Origin of the sequence: Aequorivita sublithincola DSM 14238 (assembly GCF_000265385.1) — a bacterium.
In the GTDB taxonomy this organism is placed as follows: Bacteria; Bacteroidota; Bacteroidia; order Flavobacteriales; family Flavobacteriaceae; genus Aequorivita; species Aequorivita sublithincola.
Genome location: NC_018013.1, coordinates 2,773,790 through 2,787,755 on the forward strand (window position 1 = coordinate 2,773,790; position 13,966 = coordinate 2,787,755).

Annotated in this window: 11 protein-coding genes; 6 read left to right on the top strand and 5 right to left on the bottom strand. The window is 35.8% G+C overall.

Annotated features, from left to right (window positions below):
- Window positions 1-54: 54 nt before the first annotated feature.
- Together AEQSU_RS12740 and AEQSU_RS12745 are read right to left on the bottom strand one after the other, a co-directional pair.
- Window positions 55-3,045 (bottom strand): DNA polymerase III subunit alpha, encoded by a 2,991-nt coding sequence (locus AEQSU_RS12740; protein ID WP_014783279.1) that lies wholly within the window; start codon window positions 3,043-3,045, stop codon window positions 55-57.
- Between the two features lie 115 nt (window positions 3,046-3,160).
- A complete protein-coding gene (locus AEQSU_RS12745) occupies window positions 3,161-4,624 on the bottom strand; it encodes a hypothetical protein (RefSeq protein ID WP_014783280.1) in 1,464 nt (487 codons plus the stop codon).
- 187 nt (window positions 4,625-4,811) lie between these two features.
- Here AEQSU_RS12745 and AEQSU_RS12750 point away from each other — a divergent pair, with 187 nt between their 5' ends.
- The 3 genes from AEQSU_RS12750 to AEQSU_RS12760 all read left to right on the top strand — a co-directional run bounded on the left by AEQSU_RS12750 (window position 4,812) and on the right by AEQSU_RS12760 (window position 8,812).
- Complete coding sequence (locus AEQSU_RS12750; protein WP_014783281.1) at window positions 4,812-5,669, top strand: T9SS type A sorting domain-containing protein; 858 nt, start codon at window positions 4,812-4,814, stop codon at window positions 5,667-5,669.
- A 254-nt stretch (window positions 5,670-5,923) separates the two neighbouring features.
- Complete coding sequence (gene dnaK, locus AEQSU_RS12755; RefSeq protein WP_014783282.1) at window positions 5,924-7,837, top strand: molecular chaperone DnaK; 1,914 nt, start codon at window positions 5,924-5,926, stop codon at window positions 7,835-7,837.
- A gap of 120 nt (window positions 7,838-7,957) precedes the next feature.
- A complete protein-coding gene (locus AEQSU_RS12760) occupies window positions 7,958-8,812 on the top strand; it encodes a bile acid:sodium symporter family protein (RefSeq protein WP_014783283.1) in 855 nt (284 codons plus the stop codon).
- 45 nt (window positions 8,813-8,857) lie between these two features.
- Here the strand turns inward: AEQSU_RS12760 and AEQSU_RS12765 are convergent, their stop codons facing one another.
- Entirely contained in the window at window positions 8,858-9,274 is a 417-nt protein-coding gene (locus tag AEQSU_RS12765) for an SRPBCC family protein (protein WP_042492494.1), read from the bottom strand.
- Between the two features lie 403 nt (window positions 9,275-9,677).
- A complete protein-coding gene (locus AEQSU_RS12770; RefSeq protein ID WP_014783285.1) occupies window positions 9,678-10,319 on the bottom strand; it encodes an alpha/beta hydrolase in 642 nt (213 codons plus the stop codon).
- A 43-nt stretch (window positions 10,320-10,362) separates the two neighbouring features.
- On the opposite strand from AEQSU_RS12770, the gene AEQSU_RS12775 reads away from it, so the two are divergent.
- The 3 genes from AEQSU_RS12775 to menD are packed head-to-tail and all read left to right on the top strand — an operon-like array spanning window position 10,363 to window position 13,553.
- Window positions 10,363-10,788: a PaaI family thioesterase gene (locus AEQSU_RS12775; protein ID WP_014783286.1), complete on the top strand. Its 426-nt coding sequence runs from the start codon at window positions 10,363-10,365 to the stop codon at window positions 10,786-10,788.
- Window positions 10,788-11,855 (top strand): isochorismate synthase, encoded by a 1,068-nt coding sequence (locus AEQSU_RS12780; protein WP_014783287.1) that lies wholly within the window; start codon window positions 10,788-10,790, stop codon window positions 11,853-11,855. Before AEQSU_RS12775 ends, AEQSU_RS12780 begins: the two co-directional genes overlap by 1 nt.
- A gap of 33 nt (window positions 11,856-11,888) precedes the next feature.
- Window positions 11,889-13,553, top strand: coding sequence for a 2-succinyl-5-enolpyruvyl-6-hydroxy-3-cyclohexene-1-carboxylic-acid synthase (gene menD / locus AEQSU_RS12785; RefSeq protein ID WP_014783288.1), 1,665 nt, complete (start codon window positions 11,889-11,891; stop codon window positions 13,551-13,553).
- Here menD and AEQSU_RS16240 read toward each other — a convergent pair.
- Entirely contained in the window at window positions 13,548-13,952 is a 405-nt protein-coding gene (locus AEQSU_RS16240) for a hypothetical protein (RefSeq protein ID WP_052309041.1), read from the bottom strand. The genes menD and AEQSU_RS16240 overlap by 6 nt on opposite strands.
- Window positions 13,953-13,966: the final 14 nt, after the last annotated feature.

The following is a 13,966-nucleotide window of genomic DNA, read 5'->3' on the forward strand; positions in this document are numbered from 1 at the left end:
AAACATTTGAACCCTTCAGGTTCTATGATTGCTTTTAGTCTTTAGTCTTACGTCCTATAGCGCAGCGGTCTTACGTCTATTTTCAACCGCATATCTCGGATCTTGAATAATCGCCAATCGTTCCATTTTAATAACTTCAATACTTATACAATCAAATTCTTCCATTACTTTTCCGGTAATACTGTAAACTCCTTTTCCTCGGAAGCGATATTGATTGGCCACTGGCGGAAAATGTACTGTATCCACAAAATGACCATCACGATCCACAAAATTTCCGAAATACATATAATCGCCTCTGGAAGTTCTGGTCCTTTTGGTTGTTATCAAATACGCTTCAATCGTTACAATTTTTCCTATAACCTGTGGAAGATGTACCGCGCGCCATTTGTTTTCTGAAGGATTTGTGAGTAAATCGAAAGGACTGCACAGCGGAAAACCCAAGAGTTCCATTTCGTCAAAAGCGTCTTCCAGCGCAGTGTGCGGTAAGGAAGGAGTTTTGTAATCAATCTTTTTAGGTTTAAAAAGTGTGTATACATTTTCTTCAAAACTCACTTTGTTTATTTTCATATAGGCTTCCCAAAGGAGTTCGCGTTTATTTCTTCCAGTGAAGCGAAAAGCATTTATTTTTATAAGAATTGTAACCTGCTCCATCCCAATAGAAATGCGTTCTAAAAAGTCGTCTAAGCTTTCAAAAACACCTTTTTTATTGCGTTCAATAATTATTTTCTGAATAAGTTTTGATTCCAACGATTGCAAAAACCCGAAGCCAATATAAATATCCTTTCCATCGATTATAGTATTTCCAAAACTGCGGTTAATGCAGGGCTGCAAAATATTTCCACCGTGCATTTGCGCTTCGTGAACGTAGAGTTCTACACTATAAAACCCACCGCCATTATTAAGCGTGGCCACCATATATTCCAACGGAAAATAGGCTTTTAGAAAAAGACTTTGGTAACTTTCAACTGCGTAAGAAGCGGAATGACCCTTAGCAAAAGCATAGCCGGCAAAACTTTCAATTTGTCGCCAAACATCTGCGGTGAATGCTTCAGGTTTCCCAGAATTTTTACAATTGCTGAAAAATTGGTCTTTCACCTTTTGAAACTCTTCCCGCGAACGGAACTTGCCGCTCATTCCTCTTCGCAACATATCGGCCTCGCTCAAATCGAGCCCGCCAAAATGGTGCGCCACTTTTATAACATCTTCCTGATACACCATTACACCATAAGTTTCTGGCATAATATCCAGCAAGACGGGATGTGCTTCTTTTCGTTTTTCGGGAAAACGGTAGCGCAAAATGTACTCGCGCATCATTCCACTTTTTGCAACGCCGGGACGGATTACCGAACTGGCGGCCACCAAACCCAAATAATCATCTACTTGCAATTTTCGGAGCAACATTCGCATGGCGGGTGATTCTACATAAAAACAACCAATAGCTTGTGCGTTTCGCAATAAGGTTTTTATTTTTTCATCTTTTTTAAAACGTTTTATATCGTGAATGTCCAAAGGCGGAATTTCGGGATGGTTGTATTTAACGATTTCCACGGCATCCTTTATTTTTCCCAGTCCACGCTGACTTAGAATATCGAATTTATAAAGCCCAATATCTTCAGCAATTACCATATCAAACTGTGTGGTAGCGTAGCCTTTGGGCGGCATAAAAGTGGCAATGTAATGGTGGATTGGTTTTTCTGAAATTAAAATTCCGCCAGCGTGAATGCCCAAATAGTTTGGAAAACCTTGAATGTATTGACTGTAAACAATCACTAATTGCGACAGTTTGTCCAATGTTTCAAAGCTGCAATCTTGGGTAGAAAGTTTGTCAATTTCTTCTTTTGGCAACCCGAAAACTTTTCCCAATTCACGAACGGATGCTTTAAATTTAAAAGTGTTGTAAACAGCGATGAGTGCCGTGTTCTTAAAAGTTTTAAAGATGAAATCGGTAATATCATCACGATCTTGCCACGAAAAATCAATATCAAAATCGGGCGGATTTTTTCGGTATAAATTTATAAAACGTTCAAAATAAAGGTCGAGTTCTACTGGATCTACGTCTGTAATTCGCAGCAAATAAGCAATGATACTGTTTGCACCGCTGCCGCGACCTACGTAGAAATAATTTTTACTGCGAGCGTATTTCAGGATTTTCCAATTGATTAGAAAATAAGAAACAAAGCCTTTTTCTTTTATAATTCCCAATTCCTTTTCCATTCGCACCATTACACGTTCGCCAGGACGTTTGTAACGATAGTTGATTCCGCCGTAAGCTAATTTTTTCAACAATCGAAAATCCAAATCTTCATTGGTAGTATATGATTTTTGGTTGCAAGTGGTTTCTTTTGAAAAGTTGAAAGAAATATTGCAGCGTTTCAAAAGTGCTTCTGTGTTTTTAATGAGTTGTGGAAATTCTTCAAAAGATTTCTTAAGCTTTTCTTCAGAAATAAATATATCGACTTCACTGCTCTGTTCGGAAATCGGCAATTTGCTAAGCAATGTATTATTGTCAATGGCACGAAGCAATCGATGTGTGTTAAAACCTTTTTTATTCTGAAAAGTTACCGTTTGTAGCATGACTAATTTCTCTTGCCTATTTTTCCACGGTGAAAATTTTAATCGGTTGATATCTTCAATTTTTACACCGATGAATTCATTTTCCAAAAGCGTTTCACTTTCAAAAGAAGCAAATGGATAAATCACAAATGTGTTGAGAAGTTGTTTTGCTTTAGAAGGAATTTCAACATTCTCAGTGCTGTTCCGCTGATGAAGAAATTCTGATAGATATTCATTTATATTCTGAAACCCTCCATTGTTTTCTGCCAACAATATGAACTGCTGTTTGGCGCCGTTTCTAAAATCTACTCCTAAGATTGGTTTTACGTTGTAATCGGAAGAAATTCGAACAAATTCCAAGCAAGCAGAGGTAGAATTAATGTCTGTAAGTGCCATGGAAATAGCTCCCTTTTGTTGTCCTAAATTCAGCAAATCACTGATTTTCAAGGTTCCGTAACGAAGACTATAATATGTGTGACAGTTTATAAACACGGCAATGGATTTATTCCAAAATTATGGAATATTTCCAATAAATAAAATTATTGAGAAGTATTTTTAAAGAATTTAATTTGAAAATAGCTGAGGGTTATGAGTAGGAGCGAAGTAGTTAAAAATTAACCTTGTTAAATACAAAAGTTCCGTCTCCATTAATTACTTTATAAACTCCAAATGGTGCGTCTTCATTAACAATTAAAAAACTATCATTTTGTTCAAGATGGTCCAAATAGCTAGTGTTTTCAGTAAGATAAGAAAATAGAACTCTAAACAAATTAACGTTTGTCTTTAAATTAGTATCAAATTTAGGAATTTCATTATTGGGCCATTTTATGGCAAGCGTGGCAGAAAAAATTGAATTAACGAGCGATGTATCTGTGATTTTTTTGGACTGTTCACCTGTATAATCTAGACCCACATAGCCACCGTGATCTGCAACAATCACGACCAACGCATCAGGATCTTTTTTGGTTATCAGACTAATCATTTCGCGTAGCCAAAGATTTGCCTTTTCAAAATCTTTAATATAAAATTTTCTTTCTTCATCCTTACCTTTGGAATGTTGTTCTGTAACAGATATATGGCCAGGCAATATTTTTTCAATAAAGTAAAAATTGGCTTGGTTTCTACTTTCTTCTATAGCCTTTTCCATTTCATCCTGAAGGTCCACCACCATATCAAAACCCCGCGATAAAAAAGAGAGTTCCTTGTAGGAAATGGAGCAGTAATCATAACCCAATTCTGGCCTGTTTACAATAATATATGGCGACTCGATGATTAATGAAGTTTGGTAGTCGTTTCTGTTAAAGATAGAGACAACGGCATTATTGCTGGCAATACTTTTTCGCAAACCGTAAGGTTCTTTTGCGTTGGGTTTGGGGTTTTTGTAATAGTGGTGCTTCATTGCAAACAATGAGCTGTTGGAAGTAATTGTGTTGGAATAATTGCTTCTAAAGTTGGGGTAAATTTTGAAATCATTTTCAGCTAAATAGCTTTCAAATTCACTATTGTCAATATTATAAGGTTCCTTTTTTAAGCTGCTTGAATTGGCATAACCATCCGGTTGAATAATATAAACATTCGGTTTTTTCTTGAATGAAGCTTCTGCAATAGTATCGGGAAGTTGTTTCCATTCCGTAGAAAAATTTATGTGTTTTCCAACATACATAATCAATTGTATTGCAACAATAAATGCTAGTAAATACTCCAGTACAACAGCTTTTTTTAAATGGTTTTTCAGCAAAAAAGCAAACCCGATGTTGAGAATTATAACCAAAAGAATCATTTTCTTCTGCGGTCCCAGAATACTGTATGTCAACAAAGCAGCGAATCCTACTAAATTTGAAAGCGTTAATAGTAGTTTATAGTTTCGCGAAACAAAAGCTATTTTTTTTGAGACAATTTTCAATAAAATATTGATCGCTATTGGAATCAACAGGAAAAAGACGATAAAAAAGAATAACTGACCTTGAGAATCTACTAAAGTGAAATTTGAATAATAATTATAAAGGAAAGGATAAAGACCAGTTGCCAGACCAACTAATATTGGATTTGTTATGAAGGATTCTTTTTTCAAAAAAATAAATTGATTAAACACGAATAACGTTACAATATAACTTTTCTATTCAACATTGCCACAAGTCAGAATTTTCTGCTGACAAATCAATTACTTATTTACTCGGGATATAAATAGAAAGTGAAGCTTATAAATACTAAATAGTAGTTTATTTTGTATATTTATTTGGAATTTTAAAGCTTTGAAAATGAAAAAGATAACCTTATTCGTTCTACTTTTTGCCAATTTCGCTTTGTTTGCGCAAAAATACCAAATTCAGCTTAGACTAGTTGATGGCAATATAGGTTATCCCACTGGAAATTCAAATGCACCTTCCAATGATCCTAGCTTGAATGCTATTTTTGGCACTTATGGAATCACTGGTTATCTTGGAGGAACCAATCCCGTTCCAGATTGGGAGTTTCGCACCCACTTCGTTCTTTGTACTGGATGTGACATAAACGCTCTAAAACAAGCACTTGATAATTATTCAACTGTAGTAGAAAACACCGTTCAAAATGAACCGGGATATATTGCCAATGCTTTATATGTGAAGTTGATAGATCTTGATAATGGTTACAATACAGGAGATGTTACACCTGAAGGAATTGTAATTACGAATAACAGCGTTTTGAATACAATTTTTGTGGATCATACTGTGCTATATTTTGAACCAGCGTTTCCAGGAATACAAAACCCGGAATTGAAAAAAGTATTCCAACTAGGTTGTGATTGTATGGCTGTAGACTTAGGTCCCGTTTTAGAAGCTGAACCGGAAATTATTGAAGATACAGAACGACAAGGCTACGCAGTTTTAGCAGTAGCAGATTCTGAAAAATTGGATTTTCAATTTTATCCAAACCCAGTAGAAAATGCTATAATAATTGATTCTTCAGAGCGTATTACTTCGTTTGAAATTATAAATCCACTTGGGCAATCTATTTTCAAGGGAAATTCAAACGCAAACATCAATAGTTTCTTACCTTCTCTTTCCATAGGAAATTATTTACTGAAAGTTGCAACAGTTTCTGGTAAAATACAAATTGTTCGTTTTATGAAGAAGTAGTTTTTTGAATAAAAAAGGATATTTAAAGCAATAAATTTCAAGAAACCCCAAAATATAAATTCCAAATTCCAAAAATGGCAGATTAGCTATTTGGAATTTGGAATTTTAAAATTTGGCGCTTAACTACTGCCAGCAATATTTTCAATATTAAGTTTCTGACATCATGGCAGTAGTTTCCCGCTGGCACAATCATTGTCTTAAACACTTCGTAAATAAAAAATTCAAAAATAAATAATAACAATAAACAATATATTATGAGTAAAATAATTGGAATCGACTTAGGTACAACCAACTCCTGCGTTGCCGTAATGGAAGGTAGCGAACCAGTAGTTATTCCTAATGCAGAAGGTAAAAGAACAACTCCTTCCGTAATTGCATTTGTGGAAGGCGGCGAAATTAAAGTAGGTGATCCTGCAAAACGTCAGGCTGTAACAAACCCTACTAAAACCATTAGCTCTATAAAGAGATTTATGGGGAACAAATATTCTGAATCTAAAAAAGAAGCAGATTATTCAGCATACAAAGTAGTAAAAGGTGATAACGACACCGCCCGTGTTGATATTGACGGACGTTTGTACACACCACAGGAATTGAGCGCAATGATTCTTCAGAAAATGAAGAAAACTGCTGAAGACTATTTAGGACAAGATGTTACCCGTGCGGTAATTACAGTTCCTGCATATTTTAATGACAGTCAGCGTCACGCAACGAAAGAAGCTGGTGAAATTGCTGGTCTTAAAGTTGAAAGAATTATAAACGAACCAACTGCAGCAGCACTTGCTTACGGTCTTGACAAAAAAGGTACAGACCAAAAAGTAGTGGTTTTTGACTTTGGTGGTGGTACACATGATGTTAGTATCCTTGAATTAGGCGATGGCGTTTTTGAAGTACTTGCTACAGACGGTGATACTCACTTAGGTGGTGATGACGTTGACCAAAAAATAATCAACTGGTTGGCAGACGAATTTAAAGCTGAAGAAGATTTTGATCTTAGAAAAGATCCGATGGCACTTCAACGTTTGAAAGAAGCAGCTGAAAAAGCAAAAATTGAACTTTCTTCTGCAGCACAAACTGAAATTAACCTACCTTATGTTACTGCTACCGCTAGCGGACCAAAACACTTGGTAAAAACGTTAACTCGTGCAAAGTTTGAGCAATTAATTGACGATTTAGTAAAAAGAACAATGAAGCCTTGTGAAACAGCAATGAAAGCTGCTGGTTTGAACAAAAGCGATATAGACGAAGTAATTCTTGTAGGAGGATCAACTCGTATTCCTGCAGTTCAGGAAGCTGTTGAGAAATTCTTCGGAAAAAAACCACACAAAGGTGTAAATCCAGATGAAGTAGTTGCCGTAGGTGCTGCAATTCAGGGAGGTGTATTAACTGGAGATGTGAAAGATGTACTTCTTTTAGATGTAACGCCACTTTCTTTAGGTATTGAAACAATGGGCGGTGTTTTGACCAAATTAATTGAGGCAAACACAACCATTCCTACTAAGAAAAGTCAGGTGTTTTCTACAGCATCAGATAATCAACCAAGTGTTGAAATCCACGTATTGCAAGGAGAACGCCCAATGGCAACAGATAACAAGACAATTGGTCGTTTCCACCTAGATGGAATTCCACCAGCACAGCGAGGTACGCCACAAATTGAAGTAACGTTTGATATTGATGCCAACGGTATCATTAAAGTAAGCGCTACAGATAAGGCTACCAATAAATCGCAAGACATCCGTATTGAAGCTTCTTCTGGATTGACAGATGAAGAAATCAAAAAGATGAAAGCAGATGCAGAAGCAAATGCTGATAGCGACAAAGCAGCGAAAGAAAAAGTAGATAAATTGAACGAAGCTGATGGAATGATCTTCCAAACTGAAAAGCAACTAAAAGAATTTGGCGAAAAATTATCTGATGATAAAAAGAAACCAATTGAAGATGCTTTGGAAGAACTGAAAAAAGCCTATGAAACTAAAGAAGTTGAAACCATTCAACCAGCTTTAGATAAAATTAACGAAGCTTGGAAAGTAGCTTCTGAAGAAATGTACAAAGCCCAAGCCGATGGTCAAGGTGCTCCAACAGGAGAAGCCGAAGCAGGAGCAGAGCAAGGAAGCCAAGACAACGCTGAAAACAGCGATGTTGAGGATGTAGATTTTGAAGAGGTGAAATAAGCTTCTAGATATAGCTAAATGCAAAACCGCAACCTGAGAGGGTTGCGGTTTTTTTGTGGTGCATTTCAAAATAGAAAGACAAATCAAATTGATTATCTTTCGTCAAAATAATAAGATTGTATGGATAATATCTCTACCCTCATCCTCGCTGGAGCACTTATCGTTATTATGCTGGGTATGGGGCTTACCTTGCAAACGGCAGATTTTAAAAGAATATTTCTTTATCCAAAAGCTATTTTTATAGGGTTGACTAATCAAATAATACTATTGCCACTTATTGGTTTGTGTATTACATGGGTTTTCCCAATGCAGCCCGAAATAGCAATAGGGGTTATGGTTTTGGCAGCGTGTCCTGGAGGGCCAACTTCAAATTTAATCTCACATTTGGCAAAGGCAGACTTGGCACTTTCGGTCACACTTACCGCTTTAAGCAGCCTCATCACGATTCTAACAATTCCGTTTATCATTAATTTTGCTTTGGAATATTTTTTAGGTGTTGGACAAGTTGTTGAACTCAATATACTTTCAACAATAGTTCAAATTTTTATAATTGTAGTTATACCTATTTTTATTGGTATGCTAGTACGCAAGTATCGCCCGCATTTTGCGGATGCCATGGCGAAACCAGTACGTATTGCTTCAGGTGCAGTGCTGGGTTTAATTATTGTGGGATTGGTTATTAAGGAAAGAGCAAATTTTATTTCATATTTTGAGCAAGCAGGAATAGCAGCTATAGTACTGAACGTTGTAACCATGATGCTAGGCTATTTTTCGGCAAAACTGTTTGGAATACGAAAAGAGGGCGCACGCTCCATTGCTATTGAATCTGGAATTCAAAATGGCACCTTGGCAATTACAATTGCAGTGGTTTTGCTACATAATGCTGCCTTTGCAATTGTACCAGCAGTTTATAGTTTATTGATGTTTGTTACAGGTGGTTTAGTAATTTATTGGTTTAATAGGGGAGGAAAGTGAGTTTTTAAAATCGCAAAATTAATCCATTAAAGTTACTAAACTCATTTAATTATTCTCTGTATACCTTTTAAAATTATCCAAAATAGCTTGCCAACCTGCACGTTGCATTTCTATTGGATTAGAATTTTCTGCATCAAAAACTGTGGTAACTTTAGTTTTCTCACCGAGATTCTCAAAAGTGGTGGTTACATTTCTGCCATCAGTAATTTTATAACTAATCTTTTTTTGCGGCACTATTTCATCATAAATACCTTCAAAATTAAACCCAAAACTACCGTCTGTGGCTTCCATTCGGGTAAATAACTTTCCGCCAACTTGCAGATCGTTGCTAGCTTTTGGGCAGCACCAATCATAATTTGCGAAATTCCAATTAGTAATATGTTCAGGTTGGTTCCAGTAATCCCAAACTTTTTTGGAGTCTGCGTTTATGGTTTTTTCGACTGTAATTTTGGTGGTGTTCATAATTGTGCTTTTTAAAGGAAAGTGAATTAAATCAAAAATAATAAATATTTCAAAATTGAAAGTTTCAAACGCAATCATTTCAGTTTTAACAAAAAAAGAGCGACCCTAAAAGGGCCGCTCAGTTTAAAAGCTTATTAATTAACCAAATATTAAAGCTTTAGGGTCTTCGGAGTGGGTGGGGACCACTTTGTTCCTTGAACCTGACGGCAATCTAGTAATACTTTCCAAAACTGCAATGCACTTTAACTAATAAATATGTTCTTTGTCGGCTTTTATTTAAAAATTAACATTATCCATTATATTAATAACGCATAACCCTTTTTTTAATCACTATCTACGTGAGGAAAAATTAGAATTTTGGTAATTATGTGGAAACGCTAAAATTTTAAAGCGAAAGAGAAAATTATTTGGAAATTTTCAAAAGAAATTCTCGGTTTACTTCGTGTATGCCCTCAAAAATTTCAATTTTTAAACGTTTTTGGAAGAGATCGCTGCCTTTTAATTCTTCTTCAGTTTTTCTGGCTTCTGTTACGTATTGATCCTTATCTCCGTAAATATAGATGACTTCAGTGGTAGGCTTTAGAAACTCAAAATCTTTTGGTTGTAGTTCTTTCGGAATTCCTCCAGAATGCATAATCAATTTATCACATTGAATTTTTCGGCTGGCAACCCATCTTGCAGCTATGGATACGCCTTGCGAATATCCTAAAACAAAGAGATTCGGAACGGTCGCTGAAATTTCCTTTTCATAAACGGCGTCCACGTAGTTTAATATATTTTTAGTCTCAGCTTCAGTATTTTCACGAGTAAGCCAAGATGCGCCTACGTGTTTAAAAGCTCTATCTTGATAGTATTTTGAAGGTGCTTGTGGGGCGATAATGTAGTTTTCTTCAGTATTTAATTCTGAAAAATACTTTATAAAATATTTGCTTAAATAAGCCATTCCGTGGAAAACTATCCAAACGTTTTTTGTTTTTTCGGTAAAAGTATTAAAGGTAGAATAGGTGTTTGTTGAAGTATAGGAAGCTTCTTTTTCAGTACTCATTTCAGGGACAATTTTGTATTTTTACAAATGTAAACCAATTATAATGAAGTACACAAAAGATGAAATATTGGCGGGTTGTAATAAAATGTGCCAGAATACGCTAATGGAAACGCTTAAGATTGAATTCACAGATGTGGGCGATGATTTTATTGTTGCGCGTATGCCCGTAACTTCTCGGGTACATCAACCAGATGGCGTTCTTCACGGCGGGGCTTCAGTGGCTTTAGCAGAAAGTGTAGGTAGTGCTGGGGCTTTTGTTTTTCTTAATTCAGAAGAAATTATTATCCGCGGACTTGAAATTGCAGCCAACCACGTAAAAAGTGTTCGCGATGGTTATGTGTATGCACACGCCAGTATTATTCATAAAGGCAGAACCACACAGCTTTGGCAGATAAAAATCACCAATGAAGAAGGAGCGCTCGTGTCACTAGTAAAACTCACAACCCTTACTTTACCAATAAAGAATTGATGGACCTTAATTTAATGATCGAAAAAATATCGAACCATTATAACGAAAAATTGCCGTTTGTAGTTTATTCGTTGCCCCAAAGCGGAAGTATTTCAGTGCTTTTGCAAAAAAACGACTCACTTAATACAATTGAAAACCTGGGCGGTAATGGCTTCGTTTTCGCACCTTTTGAGTATAAAGGATTTTCTTACTTTATTGATGAGAACGATTCTGAAAAACATCAATTCGACTTTAAAAGTGAAGCTATTGAATCGATTTCCGTTGCTGTTTCAGAAGATATTTCGGAGCAAAACACTTACATCAAGTTGCTAAGTAAAACAATTGAAACCATAAAAGGAAGTAGAGCAAACAAAATAGTTATTTCCCGTTTTCAGAATTTTCAGCTGAAAGATTTTTCCATCGAAAAACTTATAATTCAGTTGTTTTCGAAAAATCCTACTGCTTTTAGGTATATATGGTATCATCCTAAAACTGGTCTATGGTGCGGGGCTACGCCAGAAACATTGGTGCAGATTGAAAACAAATCTTTCAAAACTATGGCGTTAGCAGGAACGCAGCCATTCACAAATCAAGAGCCAGTTATTTGGGGAGTCAAGGAAGAATATGAACAACAACTGGTTACTGATGCAATAATAAATAGTTTGCAAAGGGTTACTTCCGTTTTAAAGGTTTCAAAAACTTATACACATCGTGCAGGATCTTTATTGCATCTCCGAACAGACATTTCGGGGGTTTTAAGAACAGGAGAAGCTACTTTGGCAAAAATTGCAAAAGCACTTCATCCAACTCCTGCCGTTTGTGGTAGTCCGCAGCAATTTGCTCAGCAATTTATAATCGAAAATGAAGGCTACGACCGTGAATTTTACACTGGGTTTTTGGGTCCAATCCTCGATGATGGAAATACAGCTTCATTAATGGTAAACCTGCGCTGTATGAAGATTGACGATAATCAAGCACGTATTTTTGTGGGCGGCGGTATTACACTAGCCAGTCAGCCTCAGGAAGAATACGAGGAAACAAAGAATAAATTGCAAACAATGCTACAAGTATTACAGCCGATGTTGTAATAATTTTTAAGGGTCTTTGTACCTTTGCGTATCATGAAATTCTCCAATAAAATTCTCGCACAAACGCTTGTTCAACTATGTTTAGACAAGGGTATTGACCACATAGTTATTTCTCCAGGTTCCCGAAATGCGCCACTCACAATTGATTTTGGCGAACACCCAGATTTTAAGTGTTTTAGCATTGTAGATGAGCGTTGTGCTGCTTTTTTTGCAATGGGAATGGCGCAGCAATTAAAAAAACCTGTAGCTGTAGTTTGCACTTCTGGCTCGGCTTTGCTTAATTATTATCCTGCCGTAGCTGAAGCGTTTTATAGCGATATTCCGTTAGTCGTTATTTCAGCAGATAGACCCTTAAATTATATTGATATTGGCGATGGTCAAACCATTCGGCAACAAAACGTTTTTGAAAACCACATTCTTTATGCAGCCAATTGTATTGAAGGAGAAGATTTTCAGATTAAAAATGAAACTGAATTGAATGTTGCATTAAATACTGCAATAGAGCTGAATGGACCTGTTCATATAAACATTCCTTTTTCAGAACCTCTTTATCAAACTACCGAAACACAGCTGGTTTGGCCGCAAAATGTTGCTCCCAGAAAGGCGGACGAAGAATTAGTTGAAGATTTAGCTCCATTCATAAAGTTATGGAATAGTTGTAAAAGAAAGTTGGTTCTTGTAGGAGTTTTAGCACCTAATAGTATACAACAACGCTTTATAGATCAACTTTCCAAAGACGAAAGTGTTTTGGTTTTAACAGAAACTACATCAAACCTTCATGGCGAAAATTTTATTTCAGCAATAGATCAACTAATCAGTCCATTGAACGAGGAGGATTTTAAAAAGCTACAACCTGATATTTTGTTGACGCTTGGCGGAATGGTGGTTTCCAAAAGAATAAAAGCATTTCTTCGGAATTTTCCGCCGAAAGAACATTGGCACGTTGATGCTAAAACAGCGAACGATACTTATTTTGTTCTGAAGCATCATTTCAAAACGCAAGCAAATACTTTTTTTGCTGAATTTCTTCCGAAAACAATAGCTGTAAAAAGCGATTACCAAGATTATTGGCTAGCCATAAATCACAAAAGATTGCAACTTCATCAAGCTTATGAAAGTGAAATTCCATATTCAGACTTTATGGTTTTTTCTGAAGTTTTTAAAAGACTTCCGAAGAATATTCAGCTACAATTAAGCAACAGCGCAACTATTAGATACGCTCAACTTTTTGACATTTCTACTTGTGCTGAAGTATTTTGCAACAGAGGAACTAGCGGTATTGATGGAAGTACAAGTACAGCTATTGGCGCGGCCTACGCTTCAAAACTCCCCACAATTTTTATAACTGGAGACATAAGTTTCTTTTATGACAGTAATGCGCTTTGGAATAATCACATTCCTAAAAACTTCAAAATAATTGTTGTAAATAACGGTGGAGGCGGTATCTTTAGAATACTTCCTGGTGAAAAAGATACAACTCTTTTTGACACTTATTTTGAAACGAAGCATCATTTAACGGCGAAACAGCTTTCAGAAATGTACGGTTTCAAATATCAAACTATTGATGGGGAAGTAGGATTATCAGAAAAATTAGAAGATTTTTTCAGTAATGAAGATAGACCAAGTTTGTTGGAGATATTTACACCTTCAACTGTAAATGATAAAGTGCTTTTAGATTATTTCAAATTTATATTATAAGTAAGTTTTTGACCAATTAATTGCATCAGGAACATTTTGAAATGTTTTAAAAGGTTTTTTGCAGAATTTAGATTCTAGCTCAGAATTCATTTCTGCGAGTTTAGAATAATTGACTACGGCAACTGCCTTTAGAGTGGGAATGTTGTTCAAATATTTGAAATCGACTGGTTCTATAGAATATGAGTTTAAACGATTGGGAATAAGAATCCAAGGATTAGACTTCAAAATTTTTAACCCTTTTAAAAGAATTGAAAAACCCGATTTATAGGAAAGCACAATGCCTTCATTACCTTCAAAAATTACTATGTTTCCATAAAAATAGAGGTTTCCAATATCTGTTTCTAAAATCGTATCTAGCTTAAAATCAGCAGAAAACTTATGTATAGATTTTTCTTCCATATAGATGTGAATGT